The sequence below is a fragment of the Planomonospora algeriensis genome (genome assembly GCF_977012225.1).
Window position 1 is genome coordinate 41,568 of the sequence record NZ_CDRNDK010000002.1, and the last position, 20,092, is coordinate 61,659.

At 71.1% G+C, this 20,092-nt stretch carries 18 protein-coding genes and 2 pseudogenes; 9 read left to right on the top strand and 11 right to left on the bottom strand.

From position 1 onward, the window contains the following. Nucleotides 1-224: 224 nt before the first annotated feature. Genes ACWJ6R_RS00510 through ACWJ6R_RS00525 form a run of 4 tightly spaced genes read left to right on the top strand, consistent with a single transcriptional unit; the run spans nt 225 to nt 2,256 of the window. Complete coding sequence (locus ACWJ6R_RS00510) at nt 225-938, top strand: inorganic phosphate transporter (RefSeq protein WP_449060299.1); 714 nt, start codon at nt 225-227, stop codon at nt 936-938. Beyond that, nucleotides 866-1,171: an inorganic phosphate transporter gene (locus tag ACWJ6R_RS00515; RefSeq protein ID WP_449060300.1), complete on the top strand. Its 306-nt coding sequence runs from the start codon at nt 866-868 to the stop codon at nt 1,169-1,171. The genes ACWJ6R_RS00510 and ACWJ6R_RS00515 overlap by 73 nt, the downstream gene beginning before the upstream one ends. A gap of 26 nt (nt 1,172-1,197) precedes the next feature. Continuing rightward, nucleotides 1,198-1,800: a DUF47 domain-containing protein gene (locus tag ACWJ6R_RS00520; RefSeq protein ID WP_449060301.1), complete on the top strand. Its 603-nt coding sequence runs from the start codon at nt 1,198-1,200 to the stop codon at nt 1,798-1,800. A 12-nt stretch (nt 1,801-1,812) separates the two neighbouring features. Next, on the top strand, nt 1,813-2,256 hold the full coding sequence (locus ACWJ6R_RS00525; protein ID WP_449060302.1) for an NUDIX hydrolase: 444 nt from the start codon (nt 1,813-1,815) through the stop codon (nt 2,254-2,256). Between the two features lie 21 nt (nt 2,257-2,277). Here ACWJ6R_RS00525 and ACWJ6R_RS00530 read toward each other — a convergent pair whose 3' ends face one another. From ACWJ6R_RS00530 to ACWJ6R_RS00545, 4 genes are all read right to left on the bottom strand, one after another. After that, nucleotides 2,278-3,426, bottom strand: coding sequence for an FAD-dependent monooxygenase (locus ACWJ6R_RS00530; protein WP_449060303.1), 1,149 nt, complete (start codon nt 3,424-3,426; stop codon nt 2,278-2,280). Continuing rightward, a complete protein-coding gene (locus ACWJ6R_RS00535) occupies nt 3,423-4,031 on the bottom strand; it encodes a TetR/AcrR family transcriptional regulator (protein ID WP_449060304.1) in 609 nt (202 codons plus the stop codon). Before ACWJ6R_RS00535 ends, ACWJ6R_RS00530 begins: the two co-directional genes overlap by 4 nt. Nucleotides 4,032-4,777: 746 nt before the next feature. Next, nucleotides 4,778-5,269 carry a GNAT family N-acetyltransferase gene (locus ACWJ6R_RS00540; protein WP_449060305.1) on the bottom strand — a complete coding sequence of 164 codons (492 nt, stop codon included), beginning with the start codon at nt 5,267-5,269 and terminating at the stop codon, nt 4,778-4,780. Then, entirely contained in the window at nt 5,266-6,828 is a 1,563-nt protein-coding gene (locus ACWJ6R_RS00545) for an XRE family transcriptional regulator (protein WP_449060306.1), read from the bottom strand. Before ACWJ6R_RS00545 ends, ACWJ6R_RS00540 begins: the two co-directional genes overlap by 4 nt. A 341-nt stretch (nt 6,829-7,169) precedes the next feature. Between ACWJ6R_RS00545 and ACWJ6R_RS00550 the strand changes: the two genes are divergently transcribed. The 4 genes from ACWJ6R_RS00550 to ACWJ6R_RS00565 all read left to right on the top strand — a co-directional run bounded on the left by ACWJ6R_RS00550 (nt 7,170) and on the right by ACWJ6R_RS00565 (nt 11,004). Beyond that, complete coding sequence (locus ACWJ6R_RS00550; RefSeq protein ID WP_449060307.1) at nt 7,170-7,454, top strand: hypothetical protein; 285 nt, start codon at nt 7,170-7,172, stop codon at nt 7,452-7,454. Nucleotides 7,455-7,997: 543 nt separating this feature from the next. After that, entirely contained in the window at nt 7,998-8,870 is an 873-nt protein-coding gene (locus ACWJ6R_RS00555; RefSeq protein ID WP_449060308.1) for a mechanosensitive ion channel family protein, read from the top strand. A 160-nt stretch (nt 8,871-9,030) separates the two neighbouring features. Continuing rightward, on the top strand, nt 9,031-9,429 hold the full coding sequence (locus ACWJ6R_RS00560) for a globin (RefSeq protein WP_068903622.1): 399 nt from the start codon (nt 9,031-9,033) through the stop codon (nt 9,427-9,429). 45 nt (nt 9,430-9,474) lie between these two features. After that, entirely contained in the window at nt 9,475-11,004 is a 1,530-nt protein-coding gene (locus tag ACWJ6R_RS00565) for a glycoside hydrolase family 13 protein (RefSeq protein ID WP_449060309.1), read from the top strand. Nucleotides 11,005-11,101: 97 nt separating this feature from the next. On the opposite strand, the gene ACWJ6R_RS00570 is transcribed toward ACWJ6R_RS00565, so the two are convergent. From ACWJ6R_RS00570 to ACWJ6R_RS00600, 7 genes and pseudogenes are all read right to left on the bottom strand, one after another. Then, nucleotides 11,102-11,923 carry an arylamine N-acetyltransferase family protein gene (locus tag ACWJ6R_RS00570; protein ID WP_449060310.1) on the bottom strand — a complete coding sequence of 274 codons (822 nt, stop codon included), beginning with the start codon at nt 11,921-11,923 and terminating at the stop codon, nt 11,102-11,104. A 45-nt stretch (nt 11,924-11,968) separates the two neighbouring features. Next, on the bottom strand, nt 11,969-12,430 hold the full coding sequence (locus ACWJ6R_RS00575) for an acyl-CoA thioesterase (RefSeq protein ID WP_449060311.1): 462 nt from the start codon (nt 12,428-12,430) through the stop codon (nt 11,969-11,971). Between the two features lie 69 nt (nt 12,431-12,499). Continuing rightward, the gene (gene ettA, locus ACWJ6R_RS00580) at nt 12,500-14,164 is read right to left on the bottom strand and encodes an energy-dependent translational throttle protein EttA (protein ID WP_189239252.1); all 1,665 of its coding nucleotides are present in this window, start codon (nt 14,162-14,164) and stop codon (nt 12,500-12,502) included. A gap of 26 nt (nt 14,165-14,190) precedes the next feature. After that, nucleotides 14,191-15,492, bottom strand: coding sequence for a GGDEF domain-containing protein (locus ACWJ6R_RS00585; RefSeq protein ID WP_449060312.1), 1,302 nt, complete (start codon nt 15,490-15,492; stop codon nt 14,191-14,193). A gap of 369 nt (nt 15,493-15,861) precedes the next feature. Next, a pseudogene (locus tag ACWJ6R_RS00590) lies at nt 15,862-16,962 on the bottom strand (amino acid adenylation domain-containing protein); the annotation flags it as partial. Between the two features lie 157 nt (nt 16,963-17,119). Further along, nucleotides 17,120-17,263 (bottom strand): annotated as a pseudogene (locus tag ACWJ6R_RS00595) (AMP-binding protein); the annotation flags it as partial. 38 nt (nt 17,264-17,301) lie between these two features. Then, nucleotides 17,302-18,855, bottom strand: coding sequence for a condensation domain-containing protein (locus ACWJ6R_RS00600; protein WP_449060313.1), 1,554 nt, complete (start codon nt 18,853-18,855; stop codon nt 17,302-17,304). 260 nt (nt 18,856-19,115) lie between these two features. On the opposite strand from ACWJ6R_RS00600, the gene ACWJ6R_RS00605 reads away from it, so the two are divergent. Next, nucleotides 19,116-20,092: thioesterase II family protein (locus tag ACWJ6R_RS00605; RefSeq protein ID WP_449060314.1), on the top strand; the 977-nt coding region annotated here is incomplete at its 3' end.

Below are 20,092 nucleotides of genomic sequence, written 5' to 3' on the forward strand. Positions count from 1 at the left end.
AGGTTACCCGGGTCCGCCGCCGGGACGCTCCTCCCCGCCGATCTCCGGCGGCACCGTCATCGGCCATCTCGACATTCGGATGCTAAGTTCCGCATGGTTTCGGGTATCTATGTTCGATGACGGATCACCCCCGAGGCACGGACGGAGACGGTACGGACGCAGACGCGAAGACCGCGTACGGGACCCACGCGGGAGAAGCCGGAGGCGCAGACGGCTGACGTGGGGTGGGAACCGTGGACCTCGCCGCGTTGACGGCGCTCGCGGCACTGTTCGCGATCATCACGGGGATCAACGACGGCGGTGCGCTCCTCGCGACCGGTCTCAAGATCCCCAACATCCGGCCGGTGACCGGCGTGCTCATGATGATGACCGCGGTCGCGCTGGTCCCCCTGGTGACGCACCGGGTCGCGACCACCTTCGCCACCCGCCTGACGACCGCAGGAGGCCCCGACGGACGGATCATCATGTTCGTCGCGGTCCTGTCCGCCCTGGCCGTCGTCCTGGTCCTGAGCAACAGGGGACGGCCCACCAGCCTGACCCTCGCCATCGTCGGCGCCCTCACCGGAGCCGGCCTGGGCTGGGGCGTGCCGGTCTCCCCGCAGATCGTGCTGTTCGTCCTCGCCGTCGCGCTGGCGGCGCCCTTCGCCGGCGCGCTGCTGGCGGTCCCGATGCGTCGCGCGCTGTCGCGATTGGGGCACACCCGCCTGCTCCGGCGGTGGCACCGGGCCGGGTTCACCCTGCAGTGCCTGGCGTACGCGGCCAACGACGGCCAGAAGATGCTCGCCGTCTTCATGCTGGCCCAGGGCTTCTCCGGAGCCCCCCTGCCCACCTGCGTCGCGATGGCCGGGATGTTCGGCGCGGCGCCGTGTACGGCCTGCCGCGCGCCGGCCGTACGCTCAGCCGGGAGATCATCGCCTCGCGGCCGCTGCACGGGGTGACCGCCGAACTGGCCAGCGGCACCGCCGTCCTCGGCTGCGCCGCGCTCGGCTCACCGGTGAGCATGACCCAGACCATCGCCGGCGCCCTGATCGGAGCCGGGATGACCGGGAGTTCCGGCCGGGTGCGCTGGCACACCACACTGAAGATCGTTCTAGCCTGGATGCTGACGTTGCCGGTGAGCGGCCTGCTCGCCGCGGCGGCGGCGCTCATCGCCAGAGGGGTGGTCGCTTGAAACGGTTACGCCGCATCCGGGACCTGATGACCGGCCACATGGACAGCGCGCTCACCGACGCGCTGATCGGGCAGCTGGAGGCGACCAAGCAGGGCGCCTGGCTGGCCGTCGCCATGATCGGCGGTGACACCCGCAGGGCCGACGCGCACGAGATGATGCGGGAGATCGAGCACCGGGGCGACACCGAGCGCGCCCGCCTGGTCGAGGAGCTCTCCGGCGCCCTGATCACCCCGATCGACCGGGAGGACATGTTCCGGCTGTCCCGCTCGATCGACGACGTCCTGGACTCCCTGCGGGACTTCGTCCGCGAGTCGCACCTCTACCGGTTGCGCGAGCAGCGGCGCTTCGCACCCATGCTGGACCAGGTGATCACCGGGATCGAGGCCCTGGAGACCGCCGTCCACGACCTGGCCTCCCGGCCCTCGGCGGTCACCGGTGACGCACTGGAGGTGAAGAAGGCCAGCGGCGCCCTCCAGCGCATGTACCAGTACGAGATCGCCAGGATCTTCTCCGGCGAGATAACCTCCGAGACCATGAAGGAGCGCGAACTGGTACGCCGCCTGGAGGTCGTCGCGAGCGCCATCGGCGACGCGGCCGACGCCATCGCCGACGGCGCGATGAAGCGCTGAGCGATGGCGGAGGTGAGCGATCGGCCCGCGGCCCGGGCGGTCTGCGTGGACGGGTCCGGCCGGGTGCTGCTGATGCACTGGCGCGACGCGGTGAGCGGACAGACCGTGTGGGAGCCGCCGGGCGGCGGGATCGACCCGGGCGAGACCCCGCTGGAGGCCGCCCGCAGGGAGCTGGCGGAGGAGACCGGCCTGCCCGGCGAGGCGGTGCTGGACCGGTGGCTGCCGGTGCGGCGGGAGTTCACCTGGCTCGGCGTCCGCTACGTCAAGACCGAGCGGTTCTACCTGGCCAGGTTCGACCGGGTCCCGGAGGTGCGTCCCGACCGGCTCACCGCCGAGGAGGACGGCGCCTATCTCGGGGTGGCCTGGCTCCTCCCCGAGGAGATGCCCGAGCTGCCGGACGCACTGGAGCCACCCGGTCTGCCGGAGATCGTCTCCCGGCTCACGCTGCTGGGGTGAACGGGCCCCGGACCCCGGCCCTCAGATCCCGGCGCTCAGCCGCTTGAAGGCACGCCCCATGACGGCGGTGCCGCCGGGCAGGTCCGCGAGGCCGAACAGGCGGTTGCGCAGCGTGATCCGCCAGGGCTGGTGCGGGACCATCCAGCGGGCGGCCCCGCGGCCGCTTCGCTGCTTGCCCAGGACGAACGGGCGCATCCGGCGTTCGTAGCGCTCCAGCGCCGCCTCGACACCGGCGCCGAGCAACTCGGCGGAGAGCAGGTGCGCCCCCGCCATCGCCATCGACGAACCCTGGCCCGCCATGAGCGAGACCGCGTGGGCGGCGTCACCGAGCAGGGTGACCCGCCCCCGGCTCCATCCGGGCATCTGGATCTGGGCGACCTGGTCGTAGTAGGGATCCTCCGGGCAGTGGGCCAGCACCCGGTCCACCAGGCCGCCCATCCCCCGGTAGCGGGATGCGATCTCCGCTCGGGCGTCGGCGGGCAGGGCCGTCCCGGGCGCGGCGTGGACCAGCCAGGCGGCGAGGCCCCCGTCCCGCGTCGGGTAGATCCCCGCCTGCCGGTCCGGCACGCTCACCAGGAGGGCCCTCCTGCCCACCTCCTCGGCCAGTTCGGCGTCCCGGACCAGGTAGGAGGCCGTGTGGTAGCCGAGCGGCCGCAGGTAGCGCTCCTCCGGACCGAAGACCAGCCTCCGGACCACGGAGTGCAGGCCGTCGGCGCCCACCAGGAGGTCGGCGCGGTGGACGTTCCCGTCGGTCAGCTCGACGTCCACGCCGCCGGGAACGTCCCGGATCGCGGTGACGCTGGTGCCGTACCGGATCTCGGCGCCGAGGTCCAGCGACGAGCGCAGGACCCTCTCCAATTCGCCGCGCATGATGCTCAGCACGCGCCCGTCGGCCATCGCCCTGGCGGAGTCGTAGCTCAGGCCGCCGGCCCGCCTGCCCCGCCCGTCGAGGTAGACGATCTCGGCGATGTCGGCGGAGACGTCGTGCAACTCCGCGAGGATGCCCATCCGCTCGGCCACGTCGTATCCGGCGCCGAAGAAGTCGATCATGTAACCGTCGCTGCGCGGCCCGGCCGCCCTCTCCACCATCGTCACCTCGGCCCCGGCCCGCCGCAGCCACCACCCCAGCGTGAGCCCGGCGATTCCGGCGCCGCAGATCAAGACCTTCATGACGTCTCCTCCCTCTCGCCGAACAGACCGTCCCGGTAGACGCTCAGCACCTCCTCCGCCCATCGGCTCGCCCCTTCGGGAGCGAGCGGATCGACGCCGAGCACGTCGGCGAGCTGGTCCCGCAGGAGCAGCAGCACCAGGTCGTTGACCATGAGGAAGGCCGTACGGACCTGCGGATCCCGTCCCGCGGAGAGGACCCCGCGCGCGGCGAGCGCCTCGGTCATCGCCCTGCTGGCCGCGAACCACCGGCGGAACACCGCGGTCCCGGCGGGGTCACCGGACAGCAGCAGGCGGCGCAGGTAGGCGGGGACCGGTGAATCGGGCGGAAGCTCCGCCAGGAGCACCTCCGCCATGGACGCCCCGTCGGACAGATCGAGCTCACCCCTGGTCGCTTCGGTGAACAGGCCGTCGAACACCGACGCCACATGGTCGTCCACCGCGGCGCGGAGCCCGTCCTTCGAACCGAAGTGATGGATGACGAGGCCGGGTGAGACCTCCGCCGCCGAGGCGATCTGGCGGACCGTCACCGAAGCGGGCCCCTGCGCCGCGAACAGCTCCAGTGCCCGGTCCCGGATGACGGCCTTGGCGGTACGATCATCTGCCATTGAACGCATGTTCAATAGACTAAACGATCGTTCAATGTAAGGCAAGTGACGGATCCCGTCCCGGATGACGACTCCGCGATGAACCGCACCCTCTGCCGCGGCCCCGGGCGGCCCCGCAGGCGACGAGTCGGACGATGGGAGGAAAGATCCCCACCCGGGAGGTAGAAGACCGCCCCGGCGGGAGAAGATCCTCTACCCGGAGAGGCGTGATCGGCCGCCCACTGCACGGACCACTGGGGAGACATCACTTCCGGAGGGGCAGGACGACTCCCTCGGGAGTGGTTCTCTCCACCTTCCGGGGACCAGACCTCTTTCCTCGGCCGGACGACCCCAAGCGGCCCGGCCCTCCGAGGAGCACGACTTGCCCGGAGGACTCGCCGACGGCCGGACACGCGGTCCGGGCATAGTGATCATCACAGGCATCCGGGCCGACCGGAAACGGAGCGGAGAGACCGACCGCCCGGCACGCGGCGATCAGGGGAGATCGCCCATGCGGCGATCTCCGATGCCCGCCCGGTACGAGGTGAAGCACCCGGACGGGCGCCGGGGCGTTCCGACTGACGCAGGCGCTCTTCTCAGCCCACGTGCGTGACGCTGGCGGCACCGCTCAGTCGGATGACACCGGGTTTGTGAACGATGATCCTTTTCATCGCACCCCCCAAAAAAATCGGTATAGGTACGAAGGATAAGTATTCCGGCATTTCCTCGAACGGCAATGACGAGAGGAGATCCATGCAATATTCGCACTATTTAGGCAGGGCGGACATCGTGCTCGTGAGATCTTTCTCCCAGTACAGCACGACGTTTCCCCCTCTCTCCTCCCTGCGGATCTCACGCCAGCCGTACTTGCGATAGAGCCCGATCGCGGCGCGCTGGTTCAGCGTGGTGTCACAGAGGAGCCCGGCATAGCCCAGCTCGACCGCCCGCGCCTCCAGGGAGAGGACCATCTGGGCGCCGTGCCCCTGCCGCTGGAACTCCGGATGCACCCGCAGGCGGCACATCTCGGCGATCTCGTCGTCGATCCGGCGCAGCCCGCCCATCGCCATGACACGACCGCCGATCTCCCCCACCAGGAACTCCCCCCGGTCGGCGAGGTAGACCTCGTTGATCCGCGGGAAGTCGTCGTCGTACCACACGCCGTCCCCCGGGGCGAGCCCGACCTGCGCGAGGCAGATCTGGTGCAGCGCGCAGACGGCCTCGAGGTCAGACCAGCGGTAGCGCCTGATCCTGAGGCTCATGCAGTCGGCACTTCGAGCTCGGTCACCGAAGCGGTGCGCAGCGCCTCCAGATACGCCTTGAGCCGGGGATGGCCGGGAGCCTTGGCCTCGACCGCCCTCGCCACCTCCTGTGCACGCTGCATGAGGATGTCCGGCCTGCACCCGTCGCCCAGTCCTTCGATCGTCGCCTGGGCGATCGTGAGCGCCTCCTCGACGTCGCCCTCCATCAGCTTGCACCTGGCCCGATCAAGCCTGATCAATGTGGGGTCGAGCCAGTCGGAGGGGCCGTACTTGGTGAGAGCCTGCTCGAGGATGAGGTCGGCCTCCATCGCCTGCCCCAGCCTGACCAGGGCGTCGCCCTGGTGGAAGTAGAGCTGGCGCTCGGTGTAGCCGAAGGCCGCGTCCTCCTTCTGGTCCGCGGTCATCTGGGAGAACGCCGCCCTGGCCCGGGACAGCGCCCGCTTGGCCTGGTCGACCACGTCCTTCTTCCCCGAGCCCGAGAGCATCGCGAGCGCCCGGGCCTCGACCACCGGCGCCATGGCCTGAGCCGCGCACGGGGTCTGGCCGGCCAGATCACCGCTCTTCTTGGCAAGGTTGAGCGCCTCCCGCGGGTCGCCGTAGTAGAGCGGGACCAGCGCCTCGCGGGCCGTCACCCAGGCCCGCAGCGCACGGTCCCCGGTCTCGTCCGCCGCCATCCTGCCGGTCCTGAAGAAGGACCGCGCCATCCGGTGGTCGCCCAGATTGATCATGATCATGCCGCTGAGCCCGGACAGCTGCGCCGCCATCCGGCAGAGCCGTTCCTGCAGGTCCACCGGCTGCCGCCGCTCCATCGCCTTGCGCACGGCGCTGAACTCCAGCAGCACGTCGCACAGCAGGCGGAGCGGCGGCGTGTTCATGTACTGCCGGCCGAAGCCGACGGCGGCCTCCTCCCACTGGTCGAGCATCGCCGGGGAGACCGTGGCCGACACCAGGGTGCCGTCCATCCTCCTGCGTATGTTGTCCACCGATCCGAGCACCTGGCCGTCCAGGGCGACACTGCCGCCGGCCAGAAGGCCCAGAAGCGTTCTCCGTAGCACGTTCTCGTCCTCCTCGCCCCCGTCCACCGTAGGGTCACTGTCGACCTGAGGTGGGATCCACCGCTCGCGCGGCCCAGGGGAAGCTTCGGGTTTCTCATCCTGGAGATCGCCTCGGACGACACCGGGCATCTTGTGGCCGTGGCCGCAGATGCACGGGCCCTCGTATCCGAGGGCGACCGGTTCTACCCGGTAGACGGTGCACAGATAGTGGAGGTATTCGGGACCGGGCCGCTTCAGCCCGCTCTCGTAGGCGGACAGAAGCGTCTCCCCGATGCCGGGCGCGGGCTTGCCGTCGCGCTCGAACAGCGCCCTGACCTGTTCGATCACGTCGGCGAGCGCGATGCCGTGCGCGAGACGATGACCCTTGATCCGCGTGGTCCCGAACTGCGGACCGCACTTCTCGTGGATCTCCTCGGCTATCTGCGCCGAGCCTCGTCCCGTGGCCAGACCCCGAGCTCGGATCCGCCGCGCCAACTCTGTCTCTCTGTGCTGCCTGCCGGACATACCGGCCCCTCTCTCGTGACCAGCTGGGCGGGCTGGCACACTTACATGTCCTGACCGGTCCTCTCCTGCTGACTCAGTGTGACGATAGCGTCGCACTGCGCCTACTGAGAATGATGGACCACCTTTGACTCATCCGGAACCAGCGAATAGAGCCATCGGCTAAGGATCGTCTCCCCCCGGACTGCTTCTTTCAACCTACTTGGGAGAACGTCCACCCTGATCTTGGGTTTCACGCCGTTGACCACCGCGCCGGTGTGAGACATCTTTGGCCAACCAGCACTGATTCGCCTGATCGCAAGAATGCGATTCGGTGCCGGCCGAACCCAAGGAGGAGGGACGAGGTGCAGGGAGACGACTTCGAGCATCTGGAGCGATTGGTGTCAGAACTGGACGCTCGGGGGCTGCACGCCCGCGTGGTGCGGAGCCAGACGGGTCGCGTGTTCGTCCGCGTGATCAACCCGAACGCGACCAGCCTGGCGGAGAACGTCACCTGCCGCGCCCAGGCCGCGCCCAGCCATCCCGACTGGTACTACTGGTGGTCCTGGGGCGAGCGGATGCACACGGCGGAGGACCCCGCCGGTGCCGCGACCAAGGTCGCACGCGTACTCGCCGCGGTGGGGGATTGACGATGGCGGTGGACCGGCACGGAGCGCAGCCGTACCGGTCCACCGCGTCCACCGCGGCCGGCCGGGCCGCGGGGTGACCGGTGCGGAGCGTCCTCGGACGCTGGGCACCCCGCCGGCTTCGGAACACAGAGCCGCCGTCCGGGTCCTCCCGGACGGTGATCGGGGAGAGATCCCTCCCGCATAGCGGTACGGGACACGCTTCCGGGTGCGTGCCCCGTCCGTGCCGTACGCCACCGGAGCGTCCGGATCCGCCCCCCGCGGCCCCGGACCGGACGCCCCCGTCTTCCCCGGCGTGATGTGACGGCGGCCGGTTCTGTCGGCAATATTGGGAGCGTCGATGACTTTCCCATTGCCGACCGAACCGATCCGGGAGGGATCCTCTCCGTGTTCCTGCTGTCCCCCAGTCCTTCTCCCACCCCGTCGCCGACCCCGGCCCCCTCATCGACATCCGGCACCTCGGTCCTGGAACTCCCCCTCCAGATGACCGAAGGTCTGAGCAGGGCGTGCATGGGCAGCGGTGAGACTGACATAGTCTGCGACCTCGTGTCCTCCGTCCTGCCCGCGACCTGGGCTCCCGTGATCGGCGGCCTGATCGCCATCGCCCTGATCATGGTGGTCGCCTTCGTCCTGCGGAACGTCTCCCACCGCCTGATCACCCGGGTGGTACGGCGCGCCTCCTCGGGCAACTCCTCGATCGCCGGGCGGCTGCGGGGCCGGCAGACGGTGCAGCCGGAGGGGCTCGACGCGGTCGCCGCGGAGCGGCGCAGGCAGCGCTCGGAGACCATCGGCTCGGTGCTGCGCTCGGTCTCCTCGATCGTCATCATCGGCACCGCGATCCTGACCGTCCTGGAGCGGCTCTCCGTCCCGATCGCCCCCCTGCTGACCAGCGTCGGCATCATCGGCGTGGCCCTCGGCTTCGGCGCCCAGGAGCTCGTCAAGGACTTCATCGCGGGCATGTTCATGCTCCTGGAGGACCAGTACGGCGTGGGCGACGTGATCGACGCCGGTCCCGCGACCGGCACCGTGGAGGCCGTCACCCTGCGCATCACCCGTCTGCGGGACGCCGACGGCCGCGTCTGGTACGTCCGCAACGGCACCATCACCCGGGTCGGGAACGAGTCCCAGGGCTGGTCCCGCGCGACCGTGGACGTCCCGGTCGCCTACAGCGCCGAGGTGCCGGCGGTCCGCGAGATCCTCTCTCAGGTCGCCGAGGAGATGTGGGAGGACCCCGCCTTCCGCGACTCCGTCATCGTCGAGGAGCCGCAGGTCTGGGGGATCGAGCAGATCTCCGACACCGCCGTGGTCTTCCGGATCAGCGCCAAGACGATCCCGTCCCGCCAGGCGGAGGTCGCCCGGGAGATCCGCCTGCGGGTGAAGGCGGCCCTGGACCGGGCGTCCATCACGATCGCCGGCTGACCGGTGCGGCGGGCCCGCCGCACCGGTCGCTCCGTCCACGGCGGGCGGGGAAGCATCCCGCCGCACCGGTCGTTCTGACCGACGGCGGCGGGATGCGTTCCGCCGCGCAGACCCGTTCGCGGCGGGTGATGCCCGCCGGATGACCCCTTAGGCTGAAACCGTGTCAGGTACCACCGAGGAATCCCAGTCGTTCTACGACGCCGTCGGCGGTGAGGAGACCTTCCGCCGTCTCGTCCGCCGCTTCTACGAGGGGGTCGTGGACGACCCGCTGCTGTGGCCGATGTACCCCGCGGAGGACCTGGCGGGGGCCGAGGACCGGCTGAGCCTGTTCCTGATGCAGTACTGGGGCGGGCCGGGCACCTACAGCGAGCGGCGCGGCCACCCCCGGCTGAGGATGCGGCACAACCCGTTCGTGATCGGGGGCGCCGAGCGGGACGCGTGGCTGCGGCACATGCACGACGCCGTGCTCTCCCTGGAGCTCCCCGAGGAGCTCGAGAAGCGCCTGTGGGACTACCTCGTCTACGCGGCGCACAGCATGGTCAACGCACCCGACGCGTGACGCGCCCGACGCATAAAGGCCGCCGGGCCGGGGCAACCCCCACTCATGGAAATCCCCTGGTGGCGTGATGCCGTCGTCTATGAGATCTACGTTCGCAGCTTCGCCGACGCCTCGGGAGACGGCGTCGGCGACCTGGCCGGCGTCCGGCAGCGCCTGCCGTACCTCGCCGAGCTCGGCGTGGACGCGATCTGGCTGACCCCCTTCTACCGCTCCCCCATGGCCGACGGCGGCTACGACGTGGCCGACTACAGGAACGTGGACCCGCTGTTCGGCACCCTGGACGACTTCGACGCGATGACGGCCGAGGCCCACCGGCTCGGCCTGCGGGTGCTCGTGGACATCGTGCCCAACCACAGCTCCTCGGAACATCCATGGTTCCAGGCTGCGCTGCGGGGCGAGGGCCGCGACCGCTACATCTTCCGGGACGGCGGCGAGCTGCCGCCCAACAACTGGCAGTCGACCTTCAGCGGACCGGCCTGGACCCGGCTCCCCGACGGGCAGTGGTACCTGCACCTGTTCGACTCCTCGCAGCCGGACTTCAACTGGCGCAACCCCGAGGTGCGCGCCGAGTTCCTCGACGTGCTGCGGTTCTGGCTGGACCGGGGCGTGGACGGGTTCAGGATCGACGTGGCGATGGGCCTGTACAAGGCCGAAGGGCTGCCCGACACCCCGCCCGAGGGCCAGGCGTTCAAGGCCGAGTCGCCCATCTGGAGCCGTCCGGAGGTCCACGAGGTCTACCGGGAGTGGCGCAAGGTGCTCGACTCCTACGACGGTGAGCGGATGGCCGTCGGGGAGGTGTGGACCGACTCCGCCGAGGACCTCGCGCTCTACGTCCGCCCGGACGAGCTGCACCAGAGCTTCAACTTCGCCTGGCTGCAGGCGCCCTGGTCGGCCACGGCGTTCCGCAAGGTCATCGACGACACCCTGGCCACGGGGGAGGCGCACACCTGGGTGCTCTCCAACCACGACGTGGTCCGCCACGTCACCCGCTACGGCGAGGGACTGCCCGCCTCGACCACCGGGCTCGCCCGGGGACGGGCGGCGCTCCTGGCCATGCTCGCCCTGCCCGGATCGGCCTATCTCTACCAGGGGGAGGAACTCGGCCTCCCGGAGGTGACGGATCTTCCCCCGGAGGTCCGCCAGGACCCCATCTTCATCCGCTCGCAGGGCACGCTCCCCGGCCGGGACGGCTGCCGCGTCCCCCTCCCGTGGTCCGGTGTCGCCGAGCCGTACGGCTTCTCCCCCGAGGGCGCGGCGCCGTGGCTCCCCCAGCCGGCGGAGTGGGCCGCGCTGACGGCCGAGCGCCAGGCGAACGACCCCGGTTCGACGCTCGCCTTCTACCGGCAGGCGCTGCGGGCCCGGCGGTCGCTGCGCGGCGCGCTCCCCGACCTGGTCACCTGGCTGGACTCCCCCGAGGACGCGCTCTTCTTCGCCCGCGGCCCGCTGACGTGCGTCGTCAACTGCGGTTCGGAGCCGGTGCCGCTCCCGCCGCACGACCGGGTCCTGATCGGCAGCGCCCCGGTGGAGGGCCACCTGCTGCTCCCGGACACGGCGGCCTGGCTGCACACGCCGTAGCGCCCCGCTCCGGCCGGGACGGGGCTCGCTCCCGGTGCCCCGTCCCCGGCCGGACTACGCGTGTCCTGAGCGGCCGGGGCGCCCCGTCCCCGCCTGACTACGCCGCGTCCTGAGCGGCCAGGGCGCGGGCGGCCAGGATCTCCGCCTCGCCGGTCTCCAGGCCGAGGCCGAAGACCTCCTCCAGTACGGCGTGCAGCTTCCCCGGCTCCAGCCGCTCCCCGTCGAGTTCGAGGCCCTGCAGCCGGCGGCGGACGCCCGCGGCCGTGCGCTGGACGATCGGGTGCCTGACGAACGGCGAGGTGGGGACGGTGGAGGTGTAGTGGTTGGCGACCTCGAAGTCCGCCGGGTAGTGCGTCTCGACACGGAAGGAGTACAGCGCGATCCAGCCTTCGGGGCGCAGGCCGTGCAGCACCCACTCGTCGCCGTCCCTGCCGAGCCGCCAGTCCCAGCCGTCCACCGAGGAGAGCGCGCCGTCGGCCAGCGGTACGGGCTCCAGCAGCCCGTCCCCGCCGAATCCCACGTCGGCCAGATGGGTCGTGCCCTCGGCCTCGACCAGGAGCATGGCGTGCGAGCGCGGGCGCCGCCGGTCCTCGCCCATCCTGACCCTGGCCAGCAGCCGGATCACCGGGTAGCCGAGCCGTTCCAGCACGGCGGCGAAGAGCAGGTTCTGCTCGTAGCAGTAACCACCGCGCCGGGAATCCACCAGTTTGCCCTGGAGGCTGTCGATGTCGAGCTGGACGCCCCGGCCCAGGATCACGTCGAGGTTCTCGAACGGGATCGTCGTCACGTGGGCGCGGTGCAGCGTACGCAGGGTCTCCGCGGTGGGGTCGAGCGGGCCCCGGTGGCCGATCCGCCGGAGGTAGGCGGCCAGGTCGATGCGTTCGACGCCCCATTCGGAGGCGATGGTGTTCTCCGTCATGCCCTCAATCATGACCGTTCACGACATGTCGGAGATGTCATTCGATCAACCGGCTTCGTATCCCTGCGGGCCTTCGGCGGTGAACCTGCTCAGGTAGGCGATCTCATCCTGGTTCAGCCGGCGGGGGGCGGCCTCGGCCACGTCGTAGGCGACGAGGATCGAGCGGGCGCGGACGAAGACCTCGTCGTCGTCGCGGATCTCGTAGTCGAGAGTGAAGCGCACCGGGCGGATCTCGGTCACCCAGGTCTCCACCCTGACCGGGTCGGGCCGGAAGGTGAGAGGCCGCCGGTAGTCGATCTCGTGCCTGGCCACGACGAGCCCCTGGAACGGGGCGATGCCCTCCCGGTGGGGGTCGACGTGGAACAGCCCGAGGCGGGCGTCCTCCAGGTAGTCGAAGAACCGCACGTTGTTGACATGACCCAGTGCGTCGATGTCGGCGAACCTGACGGCCCGGGGGAAGACGTGCCGGTGGGCGCGGCCCGTGTCGTTCGTGGTTTGTTCGAGCACACCGAGAACCGTAGCGGCCCCCGCCGCCTCCGCCCGGCGGCGGGGTGGCGGGGACCGCTGCGGGCCGGATCAGTCGCGGGTGAGCTTGCGGTAGGTCACGCGGTGCGGGCGGGCCGCGTCGGCACCCAGCCGCTCGATCTTGTTCTTCTCGTAGTCGGCGAAGTTGCCCTCGAACCAGAACCAGTTCGAGCCCTCTTCCCAGGCCAGGATGTGAGTCGCGATGCGGTCGAGGAACCACCGGTCGTGCGAGGTGATGACCGCGCAGCCGGGGAAGTCGAGCAGCGCGTTCTCCAGGCTGGAGAGCGTCTCGGTGTCCAGGTCGTTGGTGGGCTCGTCGAGCAGGAGCACGTTGCCGCCCTGCTTGAGGGTCAGCGCCAGGTTGAGGCGGTTGCGCTCGCCGCCGGACAGGACCGCGGCCTTCTTCTGCTGGTCCGGGCCCTTGAAGCCGAATGCGGCGATGTAGGCCCGGGACGGCATCTCGACCTGGCCGACCTTGATGTGGTCGAGCCCGTCGGAGACGACCTCCCAGACGTTCTTCTTCGGGTCGATGCCGCCGCGGCTCTGGTCGGCGTAGGAGATCTTGACGGTGTCGCCGATCACGATCTCACCGCTGTCCGGCGTCTCACCACCGGTGATCATGCGGAAGAGCGTGGTCTTGCCGACGCCGTTCGGGCCGATCACGCCGACGATGCCGTTGCGGGGCAGGTCGAAGGTGAGGCCGTCCATCAGGAGCCGGTCCTCGAAGCCCTTGGTGAGCTTCTCGGCGCGGATGACCGTGGTGCCCAGGCGCGGGCCCGGCGGGATCTGGATCTCCTCGAAGTCGAGCTTGCGGTGCTTGTCCGCCTCGGCGGCCATCTCCTCGTAGCGCTGGAGACGGGCCTTGCTCTTGGTCTGGCGGGCCTTGGGGTTGGAGCGCACCCACTCCAGCTCGTCCTCCAGGCGCTTCTTGCGCTTGGCGTCCTTCTGGCCCTCGAGCTTGAGGCGGGCGGCCTTGGCCTCCAGATAGGTGGAGTAGTTGCCCTCGTAGGGGTGGCACCGGCCGCGGTCGAGCTCCAGGATCCAGGTCGCCACGTTGTCCAGGAAGTAGCGGTCGTGGGTGACGGCCAGGACGGTGCCGGGATACTTCTCCAGGTGGGACTCCAGCCACTGCACGCTCTCGGCGTCGAGGTGGTTGGTGGGCTCGTCGAGCAGGAGCAGGTCGGGCTGCTCCAGCAGCAGCTTGCAGAGCGCGACCCTGCGGCGCTCACCACCCGACAGCTGGGTGACCTCGGCGTCCGGGGGCGGGCAGCGGAGCGCGTCCATCGCCTGCTCCAGCTGGCTGTCGAGGTCCCACCCGTTGCGGTGGTCCAGGGCGTCCTGGAGCTTGCCCATCTCCTCCAGCAGCTCGTCGCTGTAGTCGGTGGCCATCAGCTCGGCGATCTCGTTGAATCGGTCGAGCATGGCCTTGGTCTCGGCGACGCCCTCCTGGACGTTGCCGAGCACGGTCTTGGACTCGTTGAGGGGGGGCTCCTGCTGCAGCATGCCGACGGTGAAGCCGGGCATGAGCCGGGCGTCGCCGTTGGACGGCTGCTCCAGGCCCGCCATCATCTTCAGCAGCGTCGACTTTCCGGTGCCGTTGGGGCCCAGCACGCCGATCTTCGCGCCCGGCAGGAACGACAGCGTCACGTCATCGAGGACGACCTTGTCACCGTGCGCCTTGCGCACGCGCTGCAGTGTGTAGATGTACTCCGGCATGCCTTCTAGCTTAGGCCCTGCGGGACTCAGCTAGGGGCGTCCTGCGGTCCGGACGGCTGCGCGGGCGGCACGGACGACGTGGCCGGCAGATGGACCCGGTCCCGGCCGAGCTCCTTGGCGTGGTACAGGGCCAGATCGGCCACCGCGAGCAGCTCGATCAGGTCGTTGCCGTGCACGCTCATGACCGCGACACCGGCCGAGATCGTCACACTGATCATGTTTCCGTCGACCGGCACCGCCATCCGCCCGATGCGTGACCGCAACCGCTCGGCCACCCGCCGGGCCTCGGTCGTGTCGGCTCCGGGTAGCAGCACGACGAACTCCTCCCCGCCGAAGCGGCCCACGACGTCGTATTCGCGGAGCTGGCTGCGGAGCGTCGTGGCCACCCCGACCAGGACCTGGTCCCCGATCAGATGGCCGTAGCTGTCGTTGACCCGTTTGAAATGATCGATGTCGATGATCAGCACGGCCAGGGGGTCGCCGGTCCGCCGGGCCCTGACGATCTCGGTGTCCGCCTCGCGCTGCCAGGCGGCGGCGTTGAGCAGGCCGGTCTTCGCGTCGGTGCGGGCCGCGGCCTGGAGCTGGGCGTGCAGCAGGCTCCGCTGCAGCAGCACCACCGGCGGCAGCGCCAGCACCAGCAGCGTCAGGTTGATCCCGCAGGTGATGGCCACGATGACGCCGAGGCAGAGCTCGACCACGTCCAGTGTCAGGCTCTCCCGGTCCCACAGCACCTCGCGCCAGCGGCTGTCCGGGTTCGCGGTGTGCGCGGCCACGGCGATCAGCCCGGTGTTGAGCACCGTGAACAGGACGGCGCAGCCTATCGCCACGAGGATCGGCCATCCCCGGCCGGTGCTCAGCGCGGACGGGTCGCCGACGACCGCATGGAACAGCACCGAGGCCGCGCACCCGGACAGTCCGATCGCGGCCGAGCTGAACACCCTGCGGTAGACGACCGTCTCGCGCACCCGTTTCTGCAGCAGGATCTGGAGCGGGATCGGAGCGACGAGCGCGTAGACCGGCGGCAGCAGCAGGGCGACGGGCAGCCACCAGGCTGACAGCAGGTCGCGGGCGACCCCGGCGGGCATCCCGAGTCTGCGGGTCGCCTCGATGCAGACCGCCCCGCACGCCATCAGGGCGGTGAAGGTCAGCGTGTCGGACCAGCGGAGGACGCTGGTCGTGGCGGAGAATGCGATCGCGGCCAGAGCCAGGGCCACGACCCCGCAGAGGTAGACGACCAGCGGGCGACGCTGCCCCAGCAGGGGCCACCGACCGGCCAAGGTCGTCACGCCGTCACGTGGCTTGGCCGAGGTATGACTGGACGCCACCATGCAGTCCCCCTCTTTGGCTAACGATGTGTAACACAATAGTTGCGGAGTGTGCGCCGTGCGATGGGAACCGCTACCTTGGGCGGAGTGAGCCGACATATCGGATGGCTTGCGATGGACATCGCTCTCTACGCGACCGGAACGTGTGGGAAAGGAGCAGCCATGTTGCGGGGCGTGACCTGGACCTGACAGGTGCCTCGGCGTCTGAGACGAACCCCACCATCGGCCGTTTTCCCCAGGTGATCGGTGTCCTCCGGGCGAGGCACCGACCGCGTCCGGCCGATGCCCCCTCTCTCCGCCCCTCGGCTCTGCGTTCCTCCGCCGATGTGCGTCCGGACACCGGCAAGACCTCCGCGCCCCGGCGGAACGGCCTCAGGCCGCCATGCGCGCTCCGACGCGCCGCAGCCTGCCGCTCCTCGTCTCCGGAACGGACGACCCGTCATCCGTGTCCGCCCCCTCGCCCGTGACGCCGTCCGGCTCCGGGCCGCCCGTCCCACCGTCCTCGACGGACCCGACGGACCCGGTGATCCCCGCCACCGCCTCTCCGGCGGAACCGGCCGCCCGCTCCCCGGCGAGCCCGGCCGTCGCCTCCCGCCGCGCCGCCGCCGCCTCCGCGACACCCGGCTGCTCGCGCAGCACCGCCTCGATCTCGCCCAGTTCGATCCGCTGCCCCCGGATCTTGACCTGGGTGTCGATCCGGCCGAGGAAGACGAGCGCCCCGTCGCGGCGGAGCCGTACGAGGTCTCCCGTCTTGTACAGGCGCGCGCCCGGGGGGCCGAACGGGTCGGGCACGAAGCGCTCGGCGGTCAGGCCGGGGCGGGCGTGGTAGGCGGCGGCCAGCTGGACGCCGCCGATGTGCAGCTCGCCCGCCACCCCGAAGGGCACGGGCCGCAGATGCCGGTCGAGGACGTACAGCTCGGTGTTCTGCACCGGATGCCCGATGGGCACCGTGGCGTCTCCCGGCGCGCACCGCCACCGGGAGACGTCCACGGCCGCCTCGGTCGGGCCGTAGAGGTTGTGCAGCTCCACGGCGGGCAGCCGGGCGAAGAACCGCTCGGCCACCTGGGGGGCCAGCTCCTCGCCGCTGCACACGACCCGCCGCAGCGGGGTGCAGCGCTCGATCCCCTCCTCGGACAGGAACGCGGCCAGCATCGACGGCACGAAGTGCGCCGTCGTGACGCCTCGCGAGGCGATCAGGTCGCGCAGGTAGGCGGCGTCCCGGTGGCCGCCGGGGCGGGCGAGCAGGAGCCGGGCGCCGGTGATCAGCGGCCAGAAGAACTCCCACACCGAGACGTCGAATCCGGCGGGGGTCTTCTGCAGGACGACGTCGCCGGCGTCCAGGCGGTAGGCCCGCTGCATCCAGTCGAGCCGGTTGACGATGCCCGCGTGGGTGTTCGGCACGCCTTTGGGACGGCCCGTCGAACCCGAGGTGTAGATCATGTAGGCGACGTCGGCGGAGGTCGCGGGGCGGGGGGAGGACCGGGGCGGGGGCCGTGGCGCAGGAGCAGGCCGCCGGTTCCCCGTCCAGCGGGACGGTGACCGCGCCCACCGCGCCCACCGCGGGCAGGCGGTCCCTGACGGCCTCCTGGAGGAGCAGGACCGCGGCCCCGGCGTCGGAGAGCATGAAGGCCAGCCGGTCGGCGGGAAGGTCCGGGTCCAGGGGGACGTAGGCCGCGCCCGCCTTCAGCGCGGCCAGCAGGCCGACGACCAGCTCGGGCGAGCGCTCGGCGCAGACCGCGACCCGGGAACCGGGGCCGGCGCCCAGCTCGCGCAGCCGGTGGGCGAGCCGGCCGGCCCGCGCGTCGAGCTCGGCTAGGTCATCCGCGCGTCCCCGGACTCCACGGCCACGGCGTCCGGGGTCCGCGCCGCCTGCGCCTCGAACAGCGCGCCGAGGGTGGCCTCGCGGTCGTACGGCACGCGCGGCCCGGCGCCCAGCGCGAGGATCCGCTCCCGCTCCTCGGGCGGGAGGATCTCCAGTGCGGAGACCCGGGTGTCCGGTGCGGCGACGGCCGCGCGCAGCAGCGCCGCGAAGTGGGCGGCCAGATCCGCGACCGTCTCCGCGCCGAACAGGTCGCTGTTGTAGACGAACAGCCCGCGCAGCCCTTCCGGCTCCTCCTCCAGGAAGAGCTCCAGCTCGAAGCGGGCGGCGCGGGCCTCGAGGTCGAACGGCTCGGCGGTCAGCCCCGGCCAGGGCGGCCGCGGCCCGTCGCGGTAGCTCTGGAAGGCGAGCCCGACCTGGAAGACCGGGGGCCGGGACACGTCCCTGGCGATCCCCAGCTCCCCGACCAGCCGCTCGAAGGGCAGGTCCTGGTGGGCGTAGGCCTCCGTGGTGCTCCGCCGGACCCGGCCCAGCAGCTCCCGGAACGCCGGGTCGCCCGCCAGCTCGGCCCTGATCGCCAGGACGTTGATGAACAGGCCGATCACGCCCTCCAGCTCGCGGCGCGGGCGCCCAGCCACCGGTGAGCCGACCGCGAAGTCGTCCTGTCCCGAGTGGCGGCCGAGCAGGGCCTGGTAGGCCGCGAGCATCGCCATGTGGAGCGTCGCGCCCTCCTGCCGGGCGAGGGCGGCCACCCCGTCCACCAGTTCGCGGTCCAGGAGGAAGCCGTACGAGGCGCCGGCGAAGGTCTGCTCGGCGGGGCGCCTGCCGTCGGTGGGCAGCTCCAGCGGCGGGACCCCGGCCAGCCGCTCCCGCCAGTGGTCCAGGTCCGCCTCGGCGACCGGCCGCTCCCGCTGCCAGAGGGCGTAGTCGCCGTACTGGACCTGCAGGTCGGGCAGGTCGGCGCCGCCGTACAGGGAGCGCAGCTCGTCGGTGAGGATCTCGGTGGACCACCCGTCGGCCACGATGTGGTGGACGGTCACCAGCAGCGCGTGATCGTCCTCGGCCAGCCGGACGAGGAGCGAGCGGATCAGCGGGCCCGCGGCCAGGTCGAAGGGGCGGGCCGCCTCGTCGCTCAGGATCTCCACGGCGGCAGCCTCGTCGCCGGCGTCGGCGCGGCGCAGCTCGACCTCGGCCTCCTCGCGGACGACGACGTACGGGCGGCCGTCGTCGTCGCAGGGGAAGCTCATCCGCAGGCTCTCGTGCCGGGCCGCGACGGCGCGCAGGGCGAGCTCCAGCCGGCCGGGATCGAGGGGGCCGCGCAGCCGCAGCGCGACCGGGATCGTGTAGGAGGCGTTCCCCGGAGCGAACTGGTCCATGAACCAGAGCCGCTCCTGCCCGAACGAGAGCGGGACCGGCCGGTCCGGGGGGCGCGCCGGGATCGCGGGGGGCGGGGCGGAGGCCCGGCGGCGCAGGCGCTGTTCGAGGAGGGCCCGCTTGGTGTCGGAGAGCCGGGGGCTGCTCGAGGACAGGTCGGGCGTGGATGTCACACCTGGCTCACTTTCGGGTGGGCGCCGCGTTACATCGGATGAAGGACATTCATGCATATCCGCCCGGCCTGAGTCGAGATGGGAGACGGGTCATAAATGACCGTTCAGTGAATTACGATGACCGAAATACCCGATATGGGAAGCATGTAATTCATGTTGACGCCGGGTTGTTCAGGTGGATATAAGGTGATTTATCGTGCGTATTTAAATCCCTCTGAACGGCCCGGGACGGCGTCGTCCCGCGGAGGAGCACCTGGCACATGGCGATCGAGCCCCTCTCGATTACGCGACCGACCCCCCTTCCGACCTCCACCCCCACGCCCGCTCCCGCACTGCTCTGCCTCCCCTACGCGGGGGGAGCGGCCGGTGCCTACCACGGCCTGAAAGGCGTCTCCGGCGCCGTCGAGGTCGTCGCCGTCCAGCTTCCCGGCCGGGAGAACCGGATCGCGGAGCCGCCCGGGTTCTCCGTACCGCGGATCACCGACGAGATCGCCCCGCACACGGGGCGGCCGTACGCGCTCTACGGGCACAGCATGGGTGCGCGGATCGCCTTCGAGGTGGTCCGCGAGCTGCGCCGCCGGGGCCTGCCCCCGCCGCTGAGGCTCTACGCCGGGGCCGCCCACCCCCCGGACCGGAGGGTGCCGCTGGCCGCGGCGGCGGACCTGCCCGACGAGGCGTTCGTCGACCAGCTCCTGCGGCGCGCCGACGCCCCGCAGGAGCTCAGAGACGTGCCCGAGCTGCGGGAACTGCTCCTGCCCGTGCTGCGGGCGGACTTCACCTGGATCAAGCGGTACCGCTACGCGCCCGAGCCCCCGCTGGACGTCCCCGTCGTGGCCTTCGCGGGTCTCGACGACGCGGAGGTGCCGCCGGACGACATGCTCGGCTGGGCGCGCCACACCCGCGCCGGATTCGCCCTGCGGACCCTGCCCGGCGGCCACCTCTTCCTCAGGGACGGCGCCGCGGAACTGGCCCGGCTGATCGCGGAGGACCTCGCGGGCCCCGGCCCCGGCAGGGGCGCGGGCCCGCCGTCCGTGCAGGACGACGAGATCCACGTCCGCGTGTTCCCCTGCGCGGAGCCGCCGCGGAGGGGTGAAGGGGGTACGGACGGAGGTGGCGTGGACGGAGGAGGCGCGGAGCCGCCGGGGACGTGTGAAGGGTGTGCGCGCGAAGGCGGCGCGGCCGGGCTCTCCCGCGCCGTGGACCGGGCGGACGGCCTGGCGGTCGGACGGCGACGGTC

What these genes read in the sequence shown, in the direction of transcription:
- ACWJ6R_RS00520 (WP_449060301.1), top strand. Translation starts at nt 1,198, where the DNA reads ATGACCGGCCACATGGACAGCGCGCTCACCGACGCGCTGATCGGGCAG.
- ACWJ6R_RS00530 (WP_449060303.1), bottom strand. Translation starts at nt 3,426, where the DNA reads ATGAAGGTCTTGATCTGCGGCGCCGGAATCGCCGGGCTCACGCTGGGG.
- ACWJ6R_RS00535 (WP_449060304.1), bottom strand. Translation starts at nt 4,031, where the DNA reads ATGGCAGATGATCGTACCGCCAAGGCCGTCATCCGGGACCGGGCACTG.
- ACWJ6R_RS00540 (WP_449060305.1), bottom strand. Translation starts at nt 5,269, where the DNA reads ATGAGCCTCAGGATCAGGCGCTACCGCTGGTCTGACCTCGAGGCCGTC.
- ACWJ6R_RS00545 (WP_449060306.1), bottom strand. Translation starts at nt 6,828, where the DNA reads ATGTCCGGCAGGCAGCACAGAGAGACAGAGTTGGCGCGGCGGATCCGA.
- ACWJ6R_RS00565 (WP_449060309.1), top strand. Translation starts at nt 9,475, where the DNA reads ATGGAAATCCCCTGGTGGCGTGATGCCGTCGTCTATGAGATCTACGTT.
- ACWJ6R_RS00570 (WP_449060310.1), bottom strand. Translation starts at nt 11,923, where the DNA reads ATGACGGAGAACACCATCGCCTCCGAATGGGGCGTCGAACGCATCGAC.
- ettA (WP_189239252.1), bottom strand. Translation starts at nt 14,164, where the DNA reads ATGCCGGAGTACATCTACACACTGCAGCGCGTGCGCAAGGCGCACGGT.
- ACWJ6R_RS00585 (WP_449060312.1), bottom strand. Translation starts at nt 15,492, where the DNA reads ATGGTGGCGTCCAGTCATACCTCGGCCAAGCCACGTGACGGCGTGACG.